Origin of the sequence: Agarivorans sp. 2_MG-2023 (assembly GCF_030548085.1) — a bacterium.
In the GTDB taxonomy this organism is placed as follows: domain Bacteria; phylum Pseudomonadota; class Gammaproteobacteria; order Enterobacterales; family Celerinatantimonadaceae; genus Agarivorans.
This window is the reverse complement of sequence record NZ_JAUORQ010000024.1, coordinates 1-22,939: the sequence shown is the minus strand read 5'-3', so window position 1 is coordinate 22,939 and position 22,939 is coordinate 1. Positions and strand designations below refer to the sequence as shown.

Annotated in this window: 22 protein-coding genes; 19 read left to right on the top strand and 3 right to left on the bottom strand. The window is 47.6% G+C overall.

What is annotated here, in order from left to right; genetic code table 11:
• Window positions 1-6: 6 nt before the first annotated feature.
• Entirely contained in the window at window positions 7-1,794 is a 1,788-nt protein-coding gene (gene secD / locus Q4549_RS21400; protein WP_303554542.1) for a protein translocase subunit SecD, read from the bottom strand.
• A 163-nt stretch (window positions 1,795-1,957) separates the two neighbouring features.
• Window positions 1,958-2,410, bottom strand: a complete 453-nt coding sequence (locus tag Q4549_RS21395; protein WP_303515025.1) for a hypothetical protein — start codon at window positions 2,408-2,410, stop codon at window positions 1,958-1,960.
• A gap of 299 nt (window positions 2,411-2,709) precedes the next feature.
• On the opposite strand from Q4549_RS21395, the gene phnC reads away from it, so the two are divergent.
• The 15 genes from phnC (at window position 2,710) to Q4549_RS21320 (ending at window position 15,160) form a co-directional block, all read left to right on the top strand.
• On the top strand, window positions 2,710-3,534 hold the full coding sequence (gene phnC / locus Q4549_RS21390) for a phosphonate ABC transporter ATP-binding protein (RefSeq protein ID WP_303554540.1): 825 nt from the start codon (window positions 2,710-2,712) through the stop codon (window positions 3,532-3,534).
• Window positions 3,535-3,560: 26 nt separating this feature from the next.
• Entirely contained in the window at window positions 3,561-4,568 is a 1,008-nt protein-coding gene (gene phnD / locus Q4549_RS21385; protein WP_303554538.1) for a phosphonate ABC transporter substrate-binding protein, read from the top strand.
• A gap of 69 nt (window positions 4,569-4,637) precedes the next feature.
• Window positions 4,638-5,426 (top strand): phosphonate ABC transporter, permease protein PhnE, encoded by a 789-nt coding sequence (gene phnE / locus Q4549_RS21380; protein WP_303554536.1) that lies wholly within the window; start codon window positions 4,638-4,640, stop codon window positions 5,424-5,426.
• Between the two features lie 12 nt (window positions 5,427-5,438).
• Window positions 5,439-6,137: a phosphonate metabolism transcriptional regulator PhnF gene (phnF, locus tag Q4549_RS21375; protein WP_303554535.1), complete on the top strand. Its 699-nt coding sequence runs from the start codon at window positions 5,439-5,441 to the stop codon at window positions 6,135-6,137.
• Complete coding sequence (gene phnG, locus Q4549_RS21370; RefSeq protein ID WP_303554533.1) at window positions 6,134-6,607, top strand: phosphonate C-P lyase system protein PhnG; 474 nt, start codon at window positions 6,134-6,136, stop codon at window positions 6,605-6,607. Before phnF ends, phnG begins: the two co-directional genes overlap by 4 nt.
• On the top strand, window positions 6,607-7,203 hold the full coding sequence (phnH, locus tag Q4549_RS21365; RefSeq protein WP_303554531.1) for a phosphonate C-P lyase system protein PhnH: 597 nt from the start codon (window positions 6,607-6,609) through the stop codon (window positions 7,201-7,203). The genes phnG and phnH overlap by 1 nt, the downstream gene beginning before the upstream one ends.
• A complete protein-coding gene (locus Q4549_RS21360; protein ID WP_303554529.1) occupies window positions 7,203-8,303 on the top strand; it encodes a carbon-phosphorus lyase complex subunit PhnI in 1,101 nt (366 codons plus the stop codon). Before phnH ends, Q4549_RS21360 begins: the two co-directional genes overlap by 1 nt.
• A complete protein-coding gene (locus Q4549_RS21355; RefSeq protein WP_303554528.1) occupies window positions 8,290-9,180 on the top strand; it encodes an alpha-D-ribose 1-methylphosphonate 5-phosphate C-P-lyase PhnJ in 891 nt (296 codons plus the stop codon). Before Q4549_RS21360 ends, Q4549_RS21355 begins: the two co-directional genes overlap by 14 nt.
• Window positions 9,173-10,009: a phosphonate C-P lyase system protein PhnK gene (gene phnK, locus Q4549_RS21350; RefSeq protein WP_303554526.1), complete on the top strand. Its 837-nt coding sequence runs from the start codon at window positions 9,173-9,175 to the stop codon at window positions 10,007-10,009. Before Q4549_RS21355 ends, phnK begins: the two co-directional genes overlap by 8 nt.
• Before the next feature lie 38 nt (window positions 10,010-10,047).
• The gene (phnL, locus tag Q4549_RS21345; RefSeq protein WP_303554524.1) at window positions 10,048-10,749 is read left to right on the top strand and encodes a phosphonate C-P lyase system protein PhnL; all 702 of its coding nucleotides are present in this window, start codon (window positions 10,048-10,050) and stop codon (window positions 10,747-10,749) included.
• A 4-nt stretch (window positions 10,750-10,753) separates the two neighbouring features.
• On the top strand, window positions 10,754-11,890 hold the full coding sequence (phnM, locus tag Q4549_RS21340; protein ID WP_303554522.1) for an alpha-D-ribose 1-methylphosphonate 5-triphosphate diphosphatase: 1,137 nt from the start codon (window positions 10,754-10,756) through the stop codon (window positions 11,888-11,890).
• Window positions 11,890-12,495 (top strand): ribose 1,5-bisphosphokinase, encoded by a 606-nt coding sequence (phnN, locus tag Q4549_RS21335; RefSeq protein ID WP_303554521.1) that lies wholly within the window; start codon window positions 11,890-11,892, stop codon window positions 12,493-12,495. Before phnM ends, phnN begins: the two co-directional genes overlap by 1 nt.
• Window positions 12,492-13,244 (top strand): phosphonate metabolism protein PhnP, encoded by a 753-nt coding sequence (phnP, locus tag Q4549_RS21330; protein ID WP_303554519.1) that lies wholly within the window; start codon window positions 12,492-12,494, stop codon window positions 13,242-13,244. The genes phnN and phnP overlap by 4 nt, the downstream gene beginning before the upstream one ends.
• 22 nt (window positions 13,245-13,266) lie before the next feature.
• Window positions 13,267-13,914, top strand: a complete 648-nt coding sequence (locus Q4549_RS21325; protein WP_303554518.1) for a DapH/DapD/GlmU-related protein — start codon at window positions 13,267-13,269, stop codon at window positions 13,912-13,914.
• 13 nt (window positions 13,915-13,927) lie between these two features.
• Window positions 13,928-15,160 carry an MFS transporter gene (locus Q4549_RS21320; RefSeq protein WP_303554517.1) on the top strand — a complete coding sequence of 411 codons (1,233 nt, stop codon included), beginning with the start codon at window positions 13,928-13,930 and terminating at the stop codon, window positions 15,158-15,160.
• On the opposite strand, the gene Q4549_RS21315 is transcribed toward Q4549_RS21320, so the two are convergent.
• The gene (locus tag Q4549_RS21315; protein ID WP_137672751.1) at window positions 15,133-15,741 is read right to left on the bottom strand and encodes a hypothetical protein; all 609 of its coding nucleotides are present in this window, start codon (window positions 15,739-15,741) and stop codon (window positions 15,133-15,135) included. The genes Q4549_RS21320 and Q4549_RS21315 overlap by 28 nt on opposite strands.
• A 350-nt stretch (window positions 15,742-16,091) precedes the next feature.
• Here Q4549_RS21315 and Q4549_RS21310 point away from each other — a divergent pair, with 350 nt between their 5' ends.
• The 4 genes from Q4549_RS21310 (at window position 16,092) to putP (ending at window position 22,522) form a co-directional block, all read left to right on the top strand.
• Window positions 16,092-16,874, top strand: a complete 783-nt coding sequence (locus tag Q4549_RS21310) for an AraC family transcriptional regulator (protein ID WP_303554516.1) — start codon at window positions 16,092-16,094, stop codon at window positions 16,872-16,874.
• Window positions 16,875-17,117: 243 nt separating this feature from the next.
• Window positions 17,118-20,270, top strand: coding sequence for a bifunctional proline dehydrogenase/L-glutamate gamma-semialdehyde dehydrogenase PutA (putA, locus tag Q4549_RS21305; protein WP_303554514.1), 3,153 nt, complete (start codon window positions 17,118-17,120; stop codon window positions 20,268-20,270).
• 1 nt (window position 20,271) lies between these two features.
• Complete coding sequence (locus Q4549_RS21300) at window positions 20,272-20,976, top strand: hypothetical protein (RefSeq protein WP_303554513.1); 705 nt, start codon at window positions 20,272-20,274, stop codon at window positions 20,974-20,976.
• Between the two features lie 49 nt (window positions 20,977-21,025).
• On the top strand, window positions 21,026-22,522 hold the full coding sequence (gene putP / locus Q4549_RS21295) for a sodium/proline symporter PutP (protein ID WP_303554511.1): 1,497 nt from the start codon (window positions 21,026-21,028) through the stop codon (window positions 22,520-22,522).
• Window positions 22,523-22,939 lie beyond the last annotated feature (417 nt).

Genomic DNA, 22,939 nt, shown 5'->3' with positions numbered 1-22,939 from the left:
TCATAATTAAACCTTTACGTCACGGCGCTTATCACGCCCCCAAATGAGATTGATGATCGCTCGTGATAAAAACACACCGGTAAACATACTGGTCAACAAGCCTAAGCCCAGTGTTACCGCAAAGCCCTGTACCGGGCCATTACCAATGGCATACAAGGCTAAAGCCACAATCATAGTGGTGAGGTTGGCGTCAAAAATAGAGGTGAAAGCGCTTTGGAAGCCTTTGTCTATGCTTTGAGCAAAGGTTCGGCCCTCGCGCATTTTGTCTTTAATTCGCTCAAAAATAAGCACGTTAGTATCAACCGCCATGCCCACGGTTAATACCATTCCTGCAATACCGGGTAAGGTAAGCACCGCCCCTGGCAGTAACGCAATTAAACCAAACAAACACACCATGTTTGCCAGCAGTGCTAGGTTTGCTACCCAGCCCATTTTTCTATACCAAACCGCGATAAAGCTCAGGGTAAGCGCCAAACCCAAAGCCAATGCAGCAAAGCCATTTTGAACATTCTCTGCACCTAAAGAAGGGCCAATGGTGCGTTCTTCAATAATGGTTACCGGAGCAGTAAGTGAGCCCGCCCTTAGCAGTAAAGCGAGTTCTTGGGCGTCTTGCATACTCCCTGCCCCAGTGATGCGAAAGCGGCTGCCCAACTGAGACTGAATTGTTGCTACGCTAATCACTCGGCTAACTTGCTGGCTCTCGCCATTAGCATCCCTGCTGTATTCGTTGTACAAGGTAGCCATTGGCTGGCCGATATTCGCTCTCGAAAACTGCGACATTTTTCTACCGCCACTGCCATCTAGAGAGATATTTACTTCAGCTGCGCCCATTTCACCTAAATTGGCCCGCGCATCAATAATGTGCTCTCCCCCTAAAATCGCTTGGCGGTTTATTTCTAAAAGAGCGCCACTGTTATCGGGCACCGTTTGGGTATGTCGCGAGCGCATTTCGGGCAAGGAGTGAAACGACAACGATGCAGTAGCGCCAATCACATCTTTTGCTGCAGCGGGGTCTTGCACACCCGGTAGCTCAATTCTTATCCTATCTAGACCTTGGCGCTGAACCGAGGCTTCGGTAATGCCCAGCTCGGCAATACGGCCACGCATAATTTGCAGGTTTTGCTGCACAATTAGCTGCCGCAAGGTGGATTTTTCATCATCCGATAAAGACAAGGTCAGCGTATTGCCGCTAAATCGGCTATCCCAGTGCGAAAATTGCTGGCGAGCCAGATTACGGGCTGCAGCTACCTGCTCATCATTGTATACAGTGATCTGCACAGCATCATTTACTTGTCGGCTTCTGCTTGCTCGAATATCAGTACTAAAGGCATCCATCACCGACTGCCGATGCGCTTGGTATACCGGCTCCATATCTACTTCTAGCAGAAACTGCACACCTCCGCGTAAATCCAACCCTAGGGCAATGGGCGAAAAGCCAGCATTAAGCAACCACTGCGGTGCAGCTGCATCCATAGCTAAGGCTATTGTCGTATTTTCAGGAAGGTGCGGTATCAGTGCAGACTGCGCCTTAGCTTGCTCACTTTGGTCGTTTAGTAGCACAACGGTGCGATCATCTTGTTGGTTAATCGCAGTCGGCACTATTCCTTGTGTCTTCAAGTAACTAGCGACTTCGGTGGCGTCAATGGCTTGCCCACGATGATTAATATGCAAAGCAGCCTGCTCTCCATATAGTGAGGGCAAAGCGCTTAGCAACATCACCAGTAAAGTAAAGGCAAGAACGATGTACTTCCATTTCGCGTAGCGATTAATGGTAGGTCGATTGTGTGTTTTCAATGGAAACTCTCTCAAACGAAAAAATCAGTACACGCAGACAACTAAGCCACAACACTCATCAATTTGAGCGTCGCTCTTAGGCACACAATAAGCCCCTTGATAGGTGCTATTTAATGTGGTCTTAGTGCAAGTATTTTGGGTTCAACTGAACCTGAAGTGAGAGTTAACTAGGGCGAGTATGCTTTTGAGAATAAAGCGTATTGGCTTCTTTCCAGCCGGATAAGCGAGAGCGAGACTGAGCCGTATGACTGGTCCAATGAAGCTGAGTGGCAAGCGGCCGCTGGGCTTGGGTCGCTAGCTGTAGTAATGGTGGACTAAGAAAAGCAATTAATAAGAAGTATTCAGGCACTACGCCTTGGTCAGCACAGTTGTCTGTACTTACCAACTTTCTGGATATAGATAGAAAATAGTGACCCGATGTTGAATTAAGTAAGGGGCCATGCTCATCAGTTAAAGGGGCAGATTCCGGGTGAGTAAAAACAGCCTCTTCCAAAACCAGCGGAGTCTCAACATCATGCCATTTTTCACTATGTGATAGGTACTCATCAGCGCTCACCATGTTTACACACAGCGAAAATAGTAACGCGATGAAAAGTTGGTACCAATATCTAAGCAATTATTTTCTGTATAAATAGTAAAGACGCTGCAAGATACCACAGATACAACATAATATTTTGACCTTGATACATATTTTAAAAATAAAAACCAACAAACAAAGAAACTAAAGAGCAAACGCAAAACTCGAACCCTAACCTTCGCCACTAAAACCCGCTAAAAAAATGATATTTCACTTAGCTTTTTGTTTGCTCGGTAACCTATTTGCCATAAATAAGTCACCCAATTGACATGTCTAGATAAGCTGGTTGTCATAATTGGAGCCTAATTTATTGTTCAAAACAACGGCAGGATCGTGTTATGAGCAATCAAGTAATCGCAGTACAGCAGTTGAATAAGCACTTTGAGTCTAACCACGCGTTAAAGAGTGTTGACCTCAGTGTTCAACAAGGTGAAATGGTAGCATTGCTTGGGCCCTCGGGCTCAGGTAAATCCACCCTGCTGCGCCACCTTAACGGCCTAGTGAGCAGCGACAAAAATACCAAAGGTTACATTGAAGTGCTCGGCACCCCAGTGCAGCGCGACGGAAAGTTTTGTAAAACAGTACGCAAGAGCCGCAGCCAAACGGGCTACATTTTCCAGCAGTTTAATTTAGTCAGCCGCTTAAGCGTTCTGCAAAACGTATTAATTGGTGCGCTAAGTGCCACGCCTAGTTGGCGCAGCCTTACTGGTCGCTTTACCTTTGAGCAAAAACGCCAAGCGTTAGCAGCATTAAAACGGGTAGGTTTAGCGCAGTTTGCCCTACAACGCGTATCAACCTTATCGGGCGGCCAACAGCAGCGAGTAGCCATTGCTCGTGCACTGATGCAAAAAGCCAAAATCATTCTAGCCGACGAACCCATTGCGTCATTAGATCCCGAATCGTCACGTATTGTGATGGAAATTCTCACCGACATTAATCAACAAGAAGGCATCGCAGTAGTGGTGACCTTACACCAAGTTGACTACGCCAAGCGTTATTGCCCACGAGTAGTGGCCTTAAAACTGGGCGAAGTATTTTACGACGGCCCCAGTGAACAATTAGATGAAGCCCAGTTAGCGGCTTTATACGGTTCAAAAGCCAACCTTGATACAACCGAAGACCAAGACCAAGCAGTACCTCAATTATGGCCACAGATGGCCTAAACCCAATTAATAAGGAGATAGATGGCATGTTAAAGCTAATAAAGCAGACAGCCTTTGCAACTGCGGTAGTTGCCGCAGCAGTAAGTTCAACCATGGTTTCAGCTGCTGAAAAAGCGATGGACACCATCAACTTTGGGATTATTTCTACTGAGTCTCAGCAAAACCTAAAAACCACTTGGACACCGTTTCTAGAAGCGATGGAAGAGAAAACAGGTTTTAAAGTTAAAGCCTTTTTCGCTCCTGACTACGCCGGCATTATTCAAGGCATGCGTTTCGACAAAGTAGACGTAGCTTGGTACGGCAACAAATCTGCGATGGAAGCAGTTGACCGCGCTGGCGGCGAAATTTTCGCACAAACCGTAGATGCTTCTGGCAACCCAGGGTACTGGAGTGTTTTGGTTACCCATAAAGACAGCCCGTTAAATACGCTTGAAGACGTTATTACTAAGCGCAGCGAGCTCACTTTTGGTAACGGCGATCCAAACTCTACTTCTGGTTTCTTAGTCCCTTCGTACTACGTATTTGCCCAAAACAACATTTCAGTGTCTGACTTTAAACGCAGCATGAACTCGGGCCACGAAGCCAATGCTTTAGCCGCAGCCGCTAAGCAAGTAGATGTAGCAACAGGCAATACCGAAAACATGGACCGCCTAGAAATTACTGCACCAAAGAAATTTGAGCAGCTAAAAGTGATTTGGAAATCTCCACTTATTCCTTCAGACCCGATCGTGTGGCGCAAAAACCTACCGGAAAGTGTGAAAGGCGAAGTTTACGACTTCTTCATGGAATACGGCACCTCTGGTGATGCTAAAGAACTAGCCGTACTAGAAGCTCTACAATGGGCCCCGTTCAAAGCCTCAAGCGACCTTCAACTGTTGCCTATTCGCCAATTGGTATTGTTCAAAAACCGCATCGTGACTGAAAACGACAGCAAGATGTCGAAAGCAGAAAAAGCGGCAGAGCTAGCCGTTATCGACGCCCAACTTGCTGATTTAAACCGCAAGCAGAGCGCAATTACCGCGATGGCTAAATAGTTAAAAGCTAGCTGGGTGAAAGCCCAGCTTTTTTAAAGCCAACTTATCTAGACATGTTGAGAGCGTGAAATGAATACCGAAGCAAGCATTCTTAATCCAAATACTAAACCCTCTTGGTTGAGCCTACTATTCTGGGGTATTGCCATTGCAGGTTTAGCCTGGAGTTGGCAAGGCGCAGAAATAGCGCCAATGAAAATTTATAACGACGCCGGCAATATGGCTGAGTTAGCCAGTGACTTCTTCCCGCCAGACTTTAGCGATTTAAATTACTACCTAGAAGAAATGTTAATCACCCTGCATATCGCTATTTGGGGCACCATTTTCTCAATATTCCTGTCGGTTCCTTTTGGCTTAATGTGTGCCGAAAATATGGTGCCAGCGTGGGTATATCAACCAATGCGTCGCCTCATGGATGCCGCTCGCGCCATTAACGAAATGGTATTTGCCATGTTGTTTGTGGTCACCGTGGGCCTAGGTCCTTTTGCTGGGGTAATGGCTTTGTTTATTCACACCACCGGGGTACTTGCCAAACTGTTCTCAGAAGCCGTTGAAGCGATAGATCCTGGCCAAGTTGAAGGCGTGCGCGCCACCGGTGCCAATAAGCTAGAAGAAATTGTATACGGAGTCATCCCCCAAGTGCTGCCGCTATGGATCTCGTTCTCCCTCTATCGTTTTGAATCTAACGTACGCTCTGCCACCGTTGTAGGCATGGTAGGCGCAGGAGGCATTGGCGTTATTTTGTGGGAAAGCATTCGAGGATTTATGTTCCCGCAAACTTGCGCCGTGATGATCATTATTGTGGCTACCGTGAGCCTGCTGGACTTTGCCTCACAACGCGTTAGAAAACTTTTTATTTAGGTGAACTGAACCATGCCTCGTTATCAAGAAATAGCCTTGAGCTTAGAGAAAGAAATTAGCCATGCGTATCAAGCAGGCCAATACCTGCCGCCTGAGCAACGTTTGGCCGAGCGCTATCAAGTTAATCGCCACACCTTGCGACGCGCCATTGACGAACTGGTGCTAAAAGGTTGGCTACTACGACAGCAAGGTAAAGGGGTGATGGTACTGAGTAAGCCCGTGCGCTACCCATTACATTCGGGGTCTAAGTTCACCGATAACCTACTTAGCGCAGGTGCTAAACCCAATAGCCGCCTATTAAGCTTTATTCGCACCAATGCCAACCAACCGGTCGCTAAAGGCTTAGGCGTAGAGTTGGCCAGCCCGGTTATTCAGCTTAAAACCCTACGTTTTATCGACCAAGTACCGATTAGCATTGTGTTTCACCATCTGCGTTTAGGCGAGCACGAGGCACACTTAAGCCAATACCAACAAGGCTCGTTACACAGCTTTCTAAAGCAACACTGCAATATAGAACTGCGTCGTCAGCAAACCGTTGTTGGGGCGCAACTGCCTAACAATGAAGACCAAGCCTGCTTGCAAATTGATGCCAGTAATCCTTTGCTCACCCTGCAAACCGTCAATGTAGATCAGCAACAGCAAGCCTTTGAATTTTCCATTTCTCATATTAGAGCTGAGCTAGTAGAGCTTAGCCTGGAGCACCCGTTATGAGCCACTCACCGACCCAGCAGCCATCATCCGAACATTCAATACGCCAGCACTGGATGGCCGTTTTAGCTAATGCTTCTTACCCAGCGTTAGTTAGCCGTTGGCAACAGCTTAACTTAGACCCTGAGTGCGAAGTTATTCGCCAGCCAGAAGTTGGTCTAGCCCGTTTGCAAGGGCGCGTTGGCGGCACTGGTGAACGCTTTAATTTAGGCGATACCACCATTACTCGCGCTGCCGTGCGTTTACCTAATGGCACGCTAGGTTATGGCTATTTACGCGGTCGAGCCAAACAACACGCACTGTTGTCGGCGGTTATTGATGCCCTAATGCAAAACCGAGAATACGCCCCTAGCTTGCAGGAGGCGGTAATTCAGCCGCTGGCCGAACTACAGCAACAAGCAAAACGTAAAACGGCTGAACACGCAGCCCAATCCAAAGTCGATTTCTTCACGGTTGTAAGAGGAGAAGATTAATGCAGCACATTGAATCTGGATTTATCGACGGCATACATAATGCCCAACAATGCTTTCGCTACATCCTAAAAGCCTTAAGCGAGCCTGGCACCGTGGTTACGCTCAACAAACACCCCGGTTTTTCGCCGCTAAATGCCGCCGCGAGCCAAATAATAATGAGCTTGTGCGACCAGCAAACGGGCGTGTATTTAAGCTCAGCACTTGCTGAATCAAGAGACGGTTTAGAGCGGGCTTGGCATAACTTGGCCTTTCACAATGGCGTTTCCTCAACGCCTATGGAGCAAGCCGATTACCTAGTGGTCAGTGGCATTGAAGATCTTAACTTACAACGTGTTAAGGCTGGCACAGATGCCAGCCCAGAGCTGAGTGCCAGCGTATTAGTTCAAACTACCGGTTTTGATAAGGGGCCTCGTTTTCGTTTAAGCGGACCCGGCATTAAACACAGCGTAGAGCTACAACTGGGTGAGCTTAGTGACAGCCTAGTGAACTACTTGCTTAAGCCCAGCCATCGCTACCCACTCGGTATTGATTTTATGTTCTGCCATCAGCAGTCGCTGGTGGCCATTAGTCGTACCACCAAGCTGGAGTTAATCTAATGTATGTAGCGGTAAAAGGTGGCGAAAAAGCCATCGAAGCAGCCCATAAACTGCAAGCTGAGCGCCGCCGTGGCGATACCAATATAGCGGAATTAAGCGTTGAGCAAATTAGCCAACAGCTCAGCTTAGCGGTTGAACGCGTAATGACCGAAGGTGGTATTTTCGACCGTGAACTGGCAGCACTGGCGATTAAGCAAGCCAGTGGCGATCAAATCGAAGCAATATTTTTACTACGCGCTTATCGTACTACTTTGCCACTGTTGGCCACTTGTGAGCCATTAGACACCAACAACATGCAGGTGCAAAGGCGCGTTTCAGCCACCTATAAAGACTTGCCTGGCGGCCAACAACTGGGCCCGACATACGATTACAGCCACCGCTTATTGGACTTTAGCTTACTGGCTGAGCAACAAGCCAACAGCAAGGCTAAACCGCCAGCGGCTGGAGCTTCAATCCAAGGTGATAACTCACAACAAGCCTTTAGCAAAGTATTCTCCTTGTTAGAACAACAAGGCCTAGCCAAGCCCGAAGTAGATGAAGGCGAAGAACCCGCCGACATTACTCAGCAAGCCATTAGCTACCCTTGTTCGCGGGCAGCTCGCTTGCAACAACTCAGCCGAGGTGACGAGGGATTTTTGCTGTCACTAGCCTACTCCACTCAGCGCGGATACGGCCGTAACCACCCCTTTGCTGGTGAAATTCGCAGCGGCGAAGTAGCCATAGAGATATGCCCCGATGAGCTCGGTTTTACTATAGAAATTGGCTGTATCACCCTCACCGAATGTGAAATGGTAAACGGTTTTGTTAGCCCAGAGGATGAAGACAGCCACTTTACCCGTGGATATGGTTTAGCGTTTGGCTTTAGCGAGCGTAAAGCCATGGCTGTGGCGCTGCTAGACCGTTCGCTGCAAACCGAGAAATATAACGAGCCCGTTACCAGCCCCGCTCAAGATGAAGAATTTGTATTGGCTCACGCCGACAACGTAGAAGCCGCTGGTTTTGTTTCTCACTTAAAACTTCCGCACTACGTTGATTTCCAATCTGAATTAGAACTGCTGCGCAAAATGCGCCAGCCAGGAGCAAACCATGACCAGCTATAGCCAACAAGCAGCTGCGTTAAACAACGATACTCAGCAATACAACTTTGCTTACTTGGATGAGCAAACCAAACGGATGATCCGCCGCGCCATACTAAAAGGCGTCGCGATTCCTGGCTACCAAGTGCCATTTGGTGGGAGAGAAATGCCAATGCCTTACGGTTGGGGCACTGGCGGCATAATGCTTAGCGCTTCCATATTGGGCCAAACTGATGTGCTAAAAGTGATAGACCAAGGCGCTGATGACACCACCAATGCAGTGTCTATTCGCCAGTTTTTTAGCAAAGTGTGTGACATTGCCACCACCGAAAAAACCGAACAAGCCAGCGTCATTCAAACCCGCCACCGCATTCCAGAACAAGCCTTGAGTAATGACCAAATTTTGGTGTTCCAAGTGCCTATTCCTGAGCCTTTGCGCTTTATTGAGCCACGCGAAACCGAAACCAAGAAAATGCACGCGCTTGAGGAATACGGCTCAATGCAAGTAAAACTCTACGAAGACATTGTTAAGTACGGTTACATTGCCACCAGCTACGCCTACCCAGTGAACGTGCATGGTCGCTACCTAATGGATCCCTCGCCTATCCCTAAGTTTGATAACCCCAAATTGCATCAATCGGAAGCCTTAATGATTTTTGGTGCAGGTCGTGAAAAACGCATTTACTGCATACCGCCCTATACCGATGTGCACAGTCTCGATTTTGAAGACCATCCTTTTAGCATTCAGCAGTGGGACGAGCCATGCAGCTTGTGCGGCAGTCACGATACCTTTTTAGATGAAGTACTTATCGACGACCAAGGCCAACGCATGTTTATTTGCTCGGATACCGACTTCTGCCAGAAGCAGCAAGCCGCAGCGCAAGGAATTAATAATGACTAAGCTAGCCAGCGCATTGAACACCAATACACCACAAGCCGCAGTGCTATACGCAAAGCAAGAAACTCCGCTATTAAAAACCACTAACTTGAGCATGTTATATGCGCCGGGCAAGGGTTTTGAAGCGGTGGATTTGGAGCTATTCCCCGGCGAAGTATTAGCCATTGTTGGCGAATCGGGCTCAGGTAAAACCACATTATTAAAAACCCTATCGGGGCGTTTACCTCCGCAAACAGGCAGTGTTGATTTTTTGATTGAGCCACAAAACAGTGCCCAGCTTTACCAAATATCAGAGGCACAACGCCGCCGCTTAATTCGCGAAAATTTTGGCATTGTGCACCAACACCCTATGGACGGCTTACGCCCACGCGTATCAGCAGGTGGCAACATTGGTGAGCGTTTAATGGAAGTGGGTGCGCGCAATTACAGCGACATTCGCCAACAAGCACTCACCTGGCTAGAAGCCGTTGAGATTGATGAAAGTCGCATCGACGACATGCCCCTCACCTTTTCTGGCGGCATGCAACAACGCCTGCAAATTGCCCGCAACTTGGTCACTCACCCCAAGCTGGTATTTATGGACGAACCCACTGGCGGATTGGATGTTTCGGTACAGGCGCGTTTGTTAGATTTAATTCGCAATTTAGTCACCGAACTGCAACTCGCGGTGGTTATCGTCACTCATGACCTAGCGGTAGCGAGGTTGTTGGCACATCGAATTATTGTGATGAAACAAGGCCAAGTTGTAGAAAGTGGCCTTACCGACCGAGTATTAGATGATCCGCGTCACCCCTATACACAACTACTGGTTTCATCGGTACTTCAACAATAGGTATATCAACAATAACGCTTAGCTAACAAGGAGTTTTCATGGAACCGATAATGATTGCTAAAAACATCGACAAAACCTTTGTGTTACACAACCAAGGGGCTGCACGTTTACCGGTTTTACGCCGACAAAATGTAGAGATTTTTGCCGGGGAATGCCTAGTACTAAACGGCAGCTCTGGTTCAGGTAAATCGAGCTTATTACGCTCGCTCTATGGCAACTATCAAGTAGACCGAGGCGAACTGCTGATTCGCCAAGGCGAACAATGGCTAGATATGGCTGAAGCTGAGCCACGCCAAATTATTGCACTGCGACGCAATACCATAGGTTGGGTAAGCCAATTCTTACGGGTTATTCCTCGCTTGTCGGCCCTAGATATTGTAATGCAGCCAATGCTAGAGAACGGCATTAGCGAGCAGGTTGCCAAACCCAAAGCACAAGCCTTACTGCACCAACTTAACGTGCCCGAGCGCCTTTGGGGCTTAGCGCCAGCTACTTTCTCTGGTGGCGAGCAGCAACGGGTAAATATTGCCCGAGGCTTTGCCCTCGACTATCCCATTTTATTACTCGACGAACCAACAGCATCACTAGACAAACACAATGCCCAGCAAGTGGTTGAGTTGATACTTGCCGCGAAGCAACGTGGTGCAGCCATTGTGGGCATTTTCCATGATGTATGGGTGCGAGAATTAGTCGCCGACCGATTACACAACATGCAAGAACCCTCTCAACTAGCAGGATAAACCCATGATTATTACCAATGTAAATATGATTCTGGAACACGAGGTTGTGAAAGGTTCATTAGAGGTTCGTGAAGGCCGAATTGTGGCACTTAGCGATACCCTTAGCCAACACAGTAGCGCGGTTAATGGCGATGGCGCTTATTTGCTGCCGGGTTTAATTGAGCTACATACCGATAACCTAGAAAAGTTTTTTACCCCTCGGCCAAAAGTAAATTGGCCCAGTGGTTCAGCCATGGCCAGCCATGATGCGCTGATGGTATCGAGTGGCATTACTACGGTATTAGACGCTATCGCCCTTGGTTACATTAATGACCACGGCACCCGTCTAGCCAACCTAGAACGGATGTTACATACCATTGTAAATAGCCAGCAACGAGGTGATAACCGCGCAGAACATTTACTGCATTTGCGTTGCGAGTTACCCAATGCAGATACCGCCAACATCTTCGAAACCTTGGTTGAGCAAGGGCCGGTAGCCATGGTCTCACTAATGGATCACACACCAGGGCAACGCCAATTTGTAGATAGTGAAAAATACCGTACCTACTACATGGGAAAATATGGCCTCAACGACCAAGAGATGGCCCGTTTTGAAGCTGAACAAACCGAGGCTTCAGAGCTTTGGTCTGATAAGAATCGCAAACACATTGCTGCATCGGCACGAGAACGCGGTATAGCCTTAGCCAGCCATGACGATGCCACCGTAGAACACGCGCTTGAGTCAGCAGCACTAGGCTGTGCAGTTGCCGAATTCCCAACTACCGTCGCTGCAGCTAAAGCCTCTCATGAAGGTGGTTTACAAGTGATGATGGGCGCACCAAATATTGTTCGCGGCGGTTCTCATTCAGGCAATGTGGCGGCAGCAGAGCTGGCGCGCGAAGGTGTATTAGATATTCTTTCTTCAGACTATTACCCCATGAGCATGTTAGATGCCGCCTACCAAGTGGCCAGTATGGAAGATAATCATTACGACCTGTGCCAAGCGATTCAAATGGTGAGCTTAACGCCTGCGCTAACCTTAGGCATGGATGACCGAGGCAGCATTTGCGAAGGCAAGCGCGCCGACTTAGTGCTAGCAAAACCCAATGACGACCGCTTGCAAGTAATGCAAGTATGGCGTGAAGGAGAGCGAGTGTTTTAATGATTACTCTCAGCCACCCCACTGAGCTAAGCGGCGAAGCCAAGCTATTTTACTTGGTTGGTCCTTCTGGCTCAGGCAAGGACAGTATTATTAACTTGTTGCGTAGCCAGCTACAAACTAACAGCAATTTATTAATTGCTCATCGCTATATAACGCGAGCAGTGGATGACAGCGGTGAAAACCATATTGCCTTAAGTGTGCCCGAATTTACCCACCGTAAACACAGCGGCTTGTTCGCCATGGATTGGCAAGCCAATGGCTGCAATTACGCCGTGGGTAACGAGGTAAATACTTGGCTAAGCATGGGCTTTTCGGTGTTGTTTAACGGCTCTCGTCAACACATTGACCTAGCAGAAGAGCTGTTTGGCGAGCGCCTTAGAGTGATAGCCTTAGATGTTGAACCAGAAATACTCGCCGAACGTTTACACAAACGAGGCCGCGAACAGCAACGCGATATTGAAGCGCGCTTGCGCCGCAGCGCCAAATTTCAAGCAAACTTGCCCGAGCAATGCTGGCGCTTAGACAATAATCGCAGCATAGAAAACACCGTAAACAAGCTGCTTAAATACATCGACAATCAAACCACAGAGTTGTATATCCAATGAAGTTAACCCTGTTAGGCACTGGCAATGTGCAAGCGTGTCCGCTGTATGGCTGCGACTGTTTAGCCTGCCAGCGAGCGGTTAAAGACCCTAGCAAAGCCAGGCATTTATGTTCTGCGGTACTAGAAGTTAATGGTAAGCAGATACTCATAGATGCTAACCACCCGCAATTGCAAAGCCTATTTCCAGCCGGTTCAATTGATGCCATTGTTCTCACTCACTACCACATGGATCATGTTCAAGCCCTGTTTGAACTGCGTTGGGGAGTGGCTGAGCCCATTGCTGTTTACCAACCCAATGATAAACAAGGCTGTGACGATTTATTCAAACATCCGGGCATATTGCAGTTTCAGCAACCACTAAGTGAAAACCAGGCCTTTGAGTTAGCCAACATCAACATTATTCCACTGGCCTTACATCACTCAAAACCCACCTTGGGATATCTATTTTGCAGCGAGCATGGCCGTATCGCCTACCTTACCGATACCTTGGGTATTCCAGACCAAAGCTGGCAACAACTGCTTCGCCATCCTCCTAATTATGTGGTCATTGATTGCAGCCATTCGCCGCTGCATCGCTCTAGTAACCATAATAATTTAAGTGATGTATTAGAACTGGCGCATGCCCTACCCGACAGCCAGTGGGTGCTTACCCACATTAGTCATGAGCTAGACCACTACCTGATGCAGCATCCCGACTGTTTGAGTGCCAATGTCCAAGTGGGTGCAGACGGTATGCAACTAACCCTTTAACTAATACTGCAAGGAGGCCAAGGTGGCCATTGTTGATCCTGGAAACAACCTAAGCTCGTCCCCATCAGTTGCAGCAAGCGCCAAAATTAGCAGCAGCCAACTTGGCCTATGGACTGAGATTGGGGAACGCTGCTTGTTAGACAATGTAATGTTTGGCGATTATAGCTACGCCCAAAACGATGTCGACTTAGCCCTGTGCGATGTAGGCAAATTTGTCTCCATTGCCTCTAGCGTGCGGATCAATCCTAGCAACCACCCTTGGTGGCGCGCTAGCTTGCATCATTTTAGTTATCGCCCACAAAAATATGGCATGGCGAACAGTGTTGACGATGAGTTTTTTAGCTGGCGAGCCGACAACAAAGTGAGTATTGGTCATGATGTTTGGATTGGTCATGGCGCAATCATTATGCCTGGAGTCAACATTGGCAATGGCGCCATTGTAGGCTCTGGTAGCATTGTAACGAAAGACGTTCCAGGGTGGCATATCGTGGTGGGTAACCCAGCTAAAGTGCTTAGGTCGCGCTTTGAACAGACAGACATTGGCGAGCGCTTAGACAAACTAGCGTGGTGGAACTGGTCTCATGAGCAACTCGCCCAAGCCTTGCCCTTGTTCCAACAAGACTGCCTCGCCTTTCTAGAGCACTACGAGCAGCAAGCGGAAACGGTGTAATGAGCCCAGTAAGGTGCTAGTCAGCGCGCAAAAGCTTCGCTTTGCCACTCACGCTATGGCCATTGCCCAAACCTTACTTTGGGCAAGCTTGTATTACAGTTTTCCTGCCTTGCTATTAACCTGGCAATCTCAACTTAATTGGTCTTTAGCCGACTTATCCTTAGCCTTTACGCTCGCCTTAGTGATGTCGGCAATTTGTTCACCGTTAATTGGCCGCTTAATCGATCAAGGCTTGGGCACAAAGGTATTGGCGCTAAGTGCCGCCGCCGGCGGCTTGGGATTGCTGTTACTTGGACAAATTCAACAACTTTGGCAGTTTTACGTGGTGTGGGCATTCATCGGCTGCGCCAGTGCGGGCTGTTTATATGAGCCCTGCTTTGCATTTTTAACCCGTTATACTGGCGCAAACGCTAAATCGGCAATCACCAAAATAACGCTTTATGCTGGCTTCGCCGGTACCATTAGTTTTCCCGCGTGTTTTTACTTGGTTAGTCACTTTTCATGGCCGTTTACGGTAAGTACGTTAGGGTTTGTGGTGTTGCTTGTGGCCGTGCCACTGCTGTGGTTTAGCAGCGTCAGCATTCAAAAAGCTAACAAGGTTGGGTTTCATAAAGACAATCATAAAGCTTCTACGTCAGCGTCTGGTAGGCTTAAAACCCTCAGCTTTTGGCTAATTGCTATCGCATTTTCACTTAGTGCGCTTAACCATACTCTTGTAGTGAACTATTTATTACCCACCATGCACGCGCTAAGCTTCTCGCCCAACAAGGCAGTAATAGTGATGTCGATGATTGGCCCAATGCAAGTGATTGGCAGGATTGTGATGATGAGAGTAGACAGGAGACTCAGCAATCCAATGATAGCAATGCTGTGTTTTATTAGTATGTTTAGTGCGGCAACATTAATGTGGTGGTTAGCGGAATGGCAAATAGTGATATGGGGAGTGGTAGTGCTACAGGGTGCAGCTTATGGGGTTACTAGCATTATGCGACCGGTGCTCACCAAACAACTCTTAGGCAGCGAAAACTTTGGCGCTATCTCTGGTTACCTAGCGGTACCCTATTTGCTCGCTACTGCCAGCGCGCCATTTTTAGGGGCTTTTGTTTGGCAATTACACCAACAGCAGGCCATTTTTGCTGTCATTAATCTCAGTGCTCTGCTGGGCTTAGTCGCAATGGCAGCATGTTGTTTCCAACACACTGCCACTACCAACAGTTATCAGAAGTTAACTGCTAAACCTAGGTAAGCACCGCTGTCGCTTGTGCTGTAGCTACGTGTTGCAATGTCTTCGTATTGATAACCGGCAGAAATGTCGATAGTGCTCGCCACTAAATCAAACAATTCATAGTTAACACCCGCACGGAAACGGTTTGCTTTGTAATCTTCGTCTGTTAGTGACAATTTAAGATCACTTTCTAAGCCAAGACCTGAACCTGGGAAACGCCACGCTACGCGGCCCACCGCATACACTTGCTCGCCAGAGTCAGTGCCCGCTAAAAACGAATCAGCACTGTCCCAACTCTCGTAACCCGCACCTAAGTCTAAGTACAAACCGGCAGTATCAAATAAGTTGTAGTAAAGCTCACCTTGGTAGCTAGACCCGTCAGCCGCATCGCCTTGTTTACGCTTGTTAGCGCCAACAGCAACATTTGGAATTAACGGGATAGGATGCTTAAAGCGTACTTCAATATCACCTTGCCATGCCGAAGAGGCTTTAGGGTCGGTATTGGTTTGAGCTAAGTGGCTGGCAACAGTCAGGCCAAGTAAATCAGCTTGAACGGGAAGTGCAGCGAACATTGCAGCGCCAATCGCTAGGCGAAATTTCATGGTGAGTCCTTTAACTAAACAACATCTATGAGGGTAAGGCGGCATTCTGCCATGAGCATTGTTTAACGCCAAGAGAAAATACTACTTAAAGCACTCGGGTTAGGTTAATTAGCTAAAATAAGTATATTTGCACTATTTTACTGCAACAAAACAGTAATACGGTAATCCTTAATCACAGTTCCAATTCCGCCAGTTATTCCGGTAATTTGAAAACCGCAAACTTCCATTAACATAATTGACACATCAAACAAACTAATTCACTATCTTTTAGTCAGTAAACAGCTCAAGACTTCATCCTGAATGACTAAGTAGTCATTTATAACTAATATCACTTTGTTAAACAGACAGATATGAATGAATCATCTAGCTTAGCGCAAGTGCTGGCCCTCCCTAGCCAGTCACACCATCACAGCCACAGCTACTACCAAGTAGTGATTGGGCTGCAAGGACAGACTGAATTCGACATTCAGGGCCAAGGTAATTTAGTGGGTCCGGGGCAAGGCTGCTTAGTGCCGGTAGCAACAGACCACGCCTTTACCGGCTTAGGTCGCAATCAGATATTGGTGGTAAACCTGCCGTCACATCAACAGCACGTAAACTCGCTGCAAAACTATCAAGATAAGGTTTGCCAGCTATTTGAACGCAAGGCCTTTTTTCAGCTATCCAACCAATCTCAAGTACTAATTGCTGCCCTGTGCCACGAAATTGTTAGCCAACCACAAGACTTGTTACTCGGCGAGGCTTGCGCCAATACTTTAGTCTGCGTATTGCAAAATCAACAGGCCCTAGCAAACAACCATCAGCAGCGTGGCGCCCGTTTACAAATGGATATTGTTGATCGCTACATTCAACAGCACTTACATCAAAAAATTAGCGTGGCCCAGCTCGCTGGCTGTGTTTACTTGGCAGAAAGCCAATTCTACCAGCGGTTCCGCCAACAAAATGGTGTTACTCCTCACCAATATGTATTGCGTAAACGCTTCGAGCTGGCCAAGCAACTATTGGCCGATGTTACCCTAAGCCTGCAGCAAATCTCCGATAGTTGCGGCTTTGCTAGCCAAAGCAGCTTTACCAGTGCATTTGGCACTTTTTTCGGTCAATCTCCCGCGCGCTATCGTCGCCAACATCATTAATTAGCTCACTGAGTTTTTAATCATTGCTTGCCGTTACTACACTTAATGCTAAAAGCTGCCAGCAATAGTCTTTGAATTTGTTAACACTTCAGTTCAACGTTTGTTAATCAGCGGAGTTTTTCTAAAAAATCTCGGAGTTTTTCGAAATACCCAAGGCAAAAAGCACTCTACAATCAGTCGCTCAATAACAAAGCCGTAACATCCTCTGTCCCCTCGCAGAGGTTGGCAATACGAGGACATAGCATGCTGAATTCAACGCACCTAGATGCTCAACAAATGCTACACGCTTCATTTATCGACCAACCCGTAGATCAGCTGTGGCAGCATATTTCTCCTTTGTATTCGGTCGATGAGTCCACTTGGTTAAAGCAATTGCTGCCTATCGCCCAGCCCAGCGAAACCGAATTAAGTACCAGCACTGTGCTAGCCACTCAATTAATCGAGCGCGTACGCGCCGACAAAAAAGCCGTACAAATGATCGACGCCCTGTTGCTTGAATACAGCCTAGATACCCGCGAAGGCATATTGTTAATGTGTTTGGCCGAAGCGCTCATGCGAGTACCCGATGCAGCCACTGCCGACGCGCTAATTCGCGATAAAATGAGTGTGGCCGATTGGAAGTCTCACCTTAAGAGTTCAGACTCATTATTTGTAAATGCCTCTACCTGGGGCTTAATGCTCACTGGCAAAGTAGTCAGTTTAGATGAACCCGCTAACGGCCAACCCAGTAGCATACTCAACCGACTAGTGAACAAGTTCTCTGAGCCAGTTATTCGCCAAGCCATGCACCAAGCCATGAAAATTATGGGGCATCAGTTTGTGCTGGGCAGGAACATTCAAGAAGCGCTAAAAAATGGTGATGAACCACGCAGCCAAGGCTTTAGCTACTCCTTTGATATGTTGGGAGAATCTGCACTTACCGCAGAAGACGCCAGCAAATATGCTAACGATTACAACCAAGCGATTAGCCAAGTAGCCCAAAGCCAACAAGGTAATACGCATTCGGCTCCTGCCCCTTCTGTATCGATTAAGTTATCGGCATTGCACCCGCGTTACGAAGCTGCCAATCAAACCCGGGTAATGAACGAAATGTTTAACAGTGTGTTAGCCCTGCTTGTGCATGCTCGTGAACAAGAAGTGGCTATCACCATCGACGCTGAAGAAGCCGACCGCCTTGAAATATCACTCAAGCTTTTTGCCAAACTGTATCAAGATCCCGCCATGCGCGGCTGGGGTAAGTTTGGGCTGGTGGTGCAAGCCTATTCAAAACGAGCATTGCCAGTAATAGCATGGCTTGCAGGTTTGGCTAAAAAACAGGGTGATGTTATTCCGATGCGCTTGGTTAAAGGCGCTTATTGGGATACCGAACTAAAGCTTGCTCAGCAACATGGTCATAATGGCTACCCCGTGTATACCCGCAAAGAAGCCACCGACGTTAGCTATTTAGCCTGCGCACGCTTGCTGCTTAGCGAGCACTTACGGGGCTTAATTTTTCCGCAGTTTGCTAGCCATAACGCACAAACCATTGCCGCCATATCAGCAATGGCCAGCCATAAAGAGTTTGAATTTCAACGTTTGCACGGCATGGGAGATGCCTTGTATAACCATGCTAAAAGCTTATTGGCTAGTGATGTACGCATCTACGCCCCCGTGGGTAGCCATAAAGATTTGCTGCCGTATTTAGTGAGACGTTTATTAGAAAATGGCGCGAATAGTTCGTTTGTACACCGTTTAGTCGATGCGCGATGCCCAGTAGCAGATCTAACCATTCACCCAGTGACTTTATTACGCTCACGTAGCTGTTTGCATAACCCTAGAATTGTTAAGCCTCCACAGTTGTTTGGCGAGCAACGCCAAAACTCCAGCGGTGTAGCCACCGATATTGAAAGTGAATGGCAACCCTTTGAGCGCCAAATAAGCGCCTTTTTAGGTGACTATACATGGCAGGCGCAATCGATAATTAATGGCGAAAAGCAGCCTGGCGAAGCCAAACAAATTGCCGCACCTTACCATCGCCAGCAACATGTTGGCAGGGTAATGTGGGCAACCAGTGAACAAGCAGAACAAGCCATTAGTGCCGGCCAACAAGCGTTTACTAGCTGGCGAGATACACCAGTTAAACAGCGTGCTGCTTTCCTGCTTAGCTTGGCCGACAAACTAGAGCAAAACATGGCTGAGCTAGTGGCCTTATGTCATCGCGAAGCAGGCAAAACCGTATTAGACAGCATCGACGAAATTCGCGAGGCAGTAGACTTTTTACGTTACTACCCACAGCAAGCAGTCGCCAATTTTAGCCAGGCCTGCGAGCAAACAAGCTTTAATGGTCACACTCAACATGTGGAGTATCAGGGTCGAGGCGTATTTGTTTGCATCAGCCCATGGAATTTCCCATTGGCTATCTTTATTGGCCAAATCTCGGCAGCGCTTGTCTCGGGCAATACTGTTGTTGCCAAACCCGCCGAGCAAACCTCGTTAATCGCAACGCGATGTATCGAGCTTTTGTTAGACACAGGCATTCCAGATCCTGTTATTAGTTTAGTGATTGGCAGTGGTGCAGAACTAGGCGAGAGCTTAAGCAGTGACCCACGCATTGCCGGCGTAGCTTTCACCGGTTCAACTCCCACGGCGCAAACAATTAACCGCCAACTGGCTAAGCGAGAAGCGATGCCAGTGCCATTTATTGCTGAAACTGGCGGACAAAATGCCATGTTAGTCGACAGCACCGCCCTACCCGAGCAAGTAGTACGTGATGTTATTCGCTCCGCGTTTGCGTCTGCTGGCCAACGCTGCTCTGCGCTGCGAGTATTGTATGTTCAGCAAGATATTGCAGATCGAATTATTACATTGATTCAAGGAGCGATGGCAGAACTTAGCGTGGCTTGCCCCGAGCGCTTAAGTACCGATGTAGGTCCAGTCATCGATGCCCTCGCGCAAAAAAAATTACTTACCCATGTTGCGTGGCTAAAGAAAAATGCCCAGCTTATTTACCAGCTCGAACTACCCAAGCAATGTGAGCAAGGCACCTTTGTTGCCCCCTGTGCATTTGAAATCGAAAATATTAACCAGCTCAACCAAGAGCACTTCGGCCCTATTTTGCATGTGATTAAATATCAAGCAAATCAACTTGATAGGGTAATTGATCAAATAAACCAAAGTGGTTTTGGTTTAACATTGGGGGTGCATAGTCGTAATGAAAGCACCTATCAGCACATAGAACAGCGCGCACGTGTGGGTAATTGCTACATCAACCGAGACCAAGTAGGCGCAGTGGTGGGGGTACAACCCTTTGGTGGCCAAGGCTTATCTGGCACAGGCCCTAAAGCCGGTGGACCACACTACTTATATCGCTTTGTAAAAGCGCAAGTCACTCCATTGAGTAACGGCGAGGTGCAATAACATGGCTATGCATATGAATCAGTTGAACCAAAGCCTAGCGGTATTAGAAACTTGGCAACAACAAAGTGTGGAGCAACGGGTCGCTATTGTTCAGCGTTGGGCAACATTGTTAGACCAGCGTGATAATAAGTTTAGCCAAAGCGTTGCGATGATCCGCTTTCAATGCCAACAAGCCTTAGCAACAATAGCGCAGACCCACACGTTGCAAGGGCCTACTGGTGAAACCAACCAGCTATATTGTGTTGGCCGTGGCAGCTTTTTAGTGTTTGCCGACGAAGCCGCTAACACCACAGCTTTAGTGGGTTTAATCAGCGCCGCTTTAGTCGCTGGCAATACCGTTATTTGTAGTGCAGCTAACACACATATTGAGCTAGATAGTTTGCTCAGTGAATTACTGCGAGCTGACTGCCCAGACAGAGTAGCCACTCAAGTGGCTGCAGAAGCCTGCGAGCCTTTAGCTAAACAGCCGCAGTTAGCGGGCGTAGCTTTAGCCGCTGCACCTGCAACTTGCCAGCGCTTTAACCAAATATTGGCAGAGCGCGAGGGGCAATTGGCTCAGCTGATTTACGAAACCGATTCTCTTAACTTTAGCCAGTTGAGCGATTCAAGCTTGTGTTTACGCTTTATCACAGAGCGCACACGCACCATAAATATTACCGCCGTTGGTGGTAACGCTAGTCTGCTAGAGCTAGGCAGCGGCGAATAATAACCGATAAAGCCCCAAATGCTCATTTGAGCAATAAAAGGAACAAGGAATGATTGAAAATAGCTTCGCTATCAGTGCCACATTTATAGCCTATCTCATCGTTATGCTATCAATTGGTATTTACGCTTATAAACGCACCTCAAACTCTGAAGACTACTTCTTGGGTGGCCGTTCTTTAGGCCCATGGCCAGCAGCCTTATCTGCTGGCGCCTCCGATATGAGTGGTTGGTTACTACTAGGTTTACCAGGTTACGCCTACGCCGCAGGCATTGAAGCCTTCTGGCTAGCCGGCGGCCTGTTAATAGGAACATGGTTAAACTGGCTGATTTGCGCCAAACGCCTGCGTACCTACTCCATTGTGGTAGACAATGCGCTCACCATTCCTGAGTTTTTTGCACGCCGTTTTGAAGACAAATCAAAACTACTGCAATCAATCTCAGCATTCTTCATCCTGCTGTTCTTCTTGTTCTACACCAGCTCAGGCTTGGTAGCAGGTGGCAAGTTATTCGAAACCGTATTTGGTTTGGACTACACCACTGCAGTAATAGTGGGTACAGTTTGTGTGGTGTCTTACACCCTCTTTGGTGGTTTCTTAGCCGTATCATGGACAGACTTAGTGCAAGGCTTGTTAATGTCGGCAGCGCTAATGATAGTGCCAATAGCCGCTATGGAAGGTTCATTTGGTGATTTAAGCCAAGCACTAGAACTAAAAAATCCAGAGCTACTTAATCTATGGACAGACGTAAAAGGCGAGCCTTTATCTGCCATTGCTATTATCTCGTTAGTGGCATGGGGTTTGGGCTACTTTGGCCAACCGCATATTTTGGCGCGTTTTAAAGCCACTCGCAGCAATAAAGACATTGGTACCGCTCGCCGTATCGCAGTAACGTGGACAGCCTTATCAATGGCTGGCGCACTGCTAATTGGCCTAGTAGGCATTACCTACGTAGATGCCCAACTGGGTGGCAGCATTAAAGATGGCGAAACCATCTTCATGTTATTGGTAAACGCAATCTTCCACCCTGTGATTGCCGGTATTTTGTTGGCCGCAATTCTAGCAGCCATTATGAGTACAGCCGATTCACAACTGTTAGTGTCATCATCTGCCCTAGCAGAAGATTTTTACAAGCAGGTATTTCGCCCGCAAGCCAGCCAACAAGAGATTGTTAAAGTAGGCCGCGTAGCAGTAGTCGCGTTATCCATTGTAGCGCTGGTGTTAGCAATGAACCCCGAAAGCTCAGTACTAGGCCTAGTGTCTTACGCTTGGGCAGGGTTTGGTGCAGCCTTTGGTCCCGCCTTATTGTTAAGCCTGTTCTGGAAAGACATGAACCGCAATGGCGCATTAGCCGGTGTAGTATTAGGTGGCGTAACAGTGGTGGTTTGGAAGCAACTAAGCGGTGGCATTTTCGATATTTATGAAATTGTTCCAGGCTTTATTTTAGCCAGCATTGCAATTATTGCCGTGAGCAAAGCCACTGGTGGCGCTGAAGCCTCTGTGCAAAAAACACACGAAGAATACGAGAAACAGTTAATTAGCTTAGACTAAATTCTCAAGTTAATTAACAACCGCTAGCCTTTGGGTTAGCGGTTTTTTTGTGCCCGTTTCAGCAACAACAAAGCGTAAACAATCCACCTCTTTATACAAGCACAACATCATCATGCTCAAGAACCAATATCTAACACTCTCATGCACCATTACCAGTTTCAGCAACCCTCATAAACACTGCAGATAAACTTATTTACCCTTAACTTTTCTCTCTTTGGCTGGGCAAAAACACTGTGGCTATATACACATAATTGGTCATTCCTCCTTTCCACAAGTGCTTGCATCCTTTTCTGCTGATGTTTTTGTTACTTTTCGAGCTAGGTGGCTGATGAGGCTTAGAAAAGGTGATAATCTGTCTTTTATCAAATGTATGATAAGAGGAAAAATGCATTGTTTAAACAAGGAATTTTTCCTCTT

Coding starts and splice junctions, on each gene's coding strand:
- phnC (WP_303554540.1), top strand. CDS start 2,710: ATGAGCAATCAAGTAATCGCAGTACAGCAGTTGAATAAGCACTTTGAG.
- phnD (WP_303554538.1), top strand. CDS start 3,561: ATGTTAAAGCTAATAAAGCAGACAGCCTTTGCAACTGCGGTAGTTGCC.
- phnE (WP_303554536.1), top strand. CDS start 4,638: ATGAATACCGAAGCAAGCATTCTTAATCCAAATACTAAACCCTCTTGG.
- phnF (WP_303554535.1), top strand. CDS start 5,439: ATGCCTCGTTATCAAGAAATAGCCTTGAGCTTAGAGAAAGAAATTAGC.
- phnG (WP_303554533.1), top strand. CDS start 6,134: ATGAGCCACTCACCGACCCAGCAGCCATCATCCGAACATTCAATACGC.
- phnH (WP_303554531.1), top strand. CDS start 6,607: ATGCAGCACATTGAATCTGGATTTATCGACGGCATACATAATGCCCAA.
- Q4549_RS21360 (WP_303554529.1), top strand. CDS start 7,203: ATGTATGTAGCGGTAAAAGGTGGCGAAAAAGCCATCGAAGCAGCCCAT.
- Q4549_RS21355 (WP_303554528.1), top strand. CDS start 8,290: ATGACCAGCTATAGCCAACAAGCAGCTGCGTTAAACAACGATACTCAG.
- phnK (WP_303554526.1), top strand. CDS start 9,173: ATGACTAAGCTAGCCAGCGCATTGAACACCAATACACCACAAGCCGCA.
- phnL (WP_303554524.1), top strand. CDS start 10,048: ATGGAACCGATAATGATTGCTAAAAACATCGACAAAACCTTTGTGTTA.
- phnM (WP_303554522.1), top strand. CDS start 10,754: ATGATTATTACCAATGTAAATATGATTCTGGAACACGAGGTTGTGAAA.
- phnN (WP_303554521.1), top strand. CDS start 11,890: ATGATTACTCTCAGCCACCCCACTGAGCTAAGCGGCGAAGCCAAGCTA.
- phnP (WP_303554519.1), top strand. CDS start 12,492: ATGAAGTTAACCCTGTTAGGCACTGGCAATGTGCAAGCGTGTCCGCTG.
- Q4549_RS21315 (WP_137672751.1), bottom strand. CDS start 15,741: ATGAAATTTCGCCTAGCGATTGGCGCTGCAATGTTCGCTGCACTTCCC.
- Q4549_RS21310 (WP_303554516.1), top strand. CDS start 16,092: ATGAATGAATCATCTAGCTTAGCGCAAGTGCTGGCCCTCCCTAGCCAG.
- putA (WP_303554514.1), top strand. CDS start 17,118: ATGCTGAATTCAACGCACCTAGATGCTCAACAAATGCTACACGCTTCA.
- Q4549_RS21300 (WP_303554513.1), top strand. CDS start 20,272: ATGGCTATGCATATGAATCAGTTGAACCAAAGCCTAGCGGTATTAGAA.
- putP (WP_303554511.1), top strand. CDS start 21,026: ATGATTGAAAATAGCTTCGCTATCAGTGCCACATTTATAGCCTATCTC.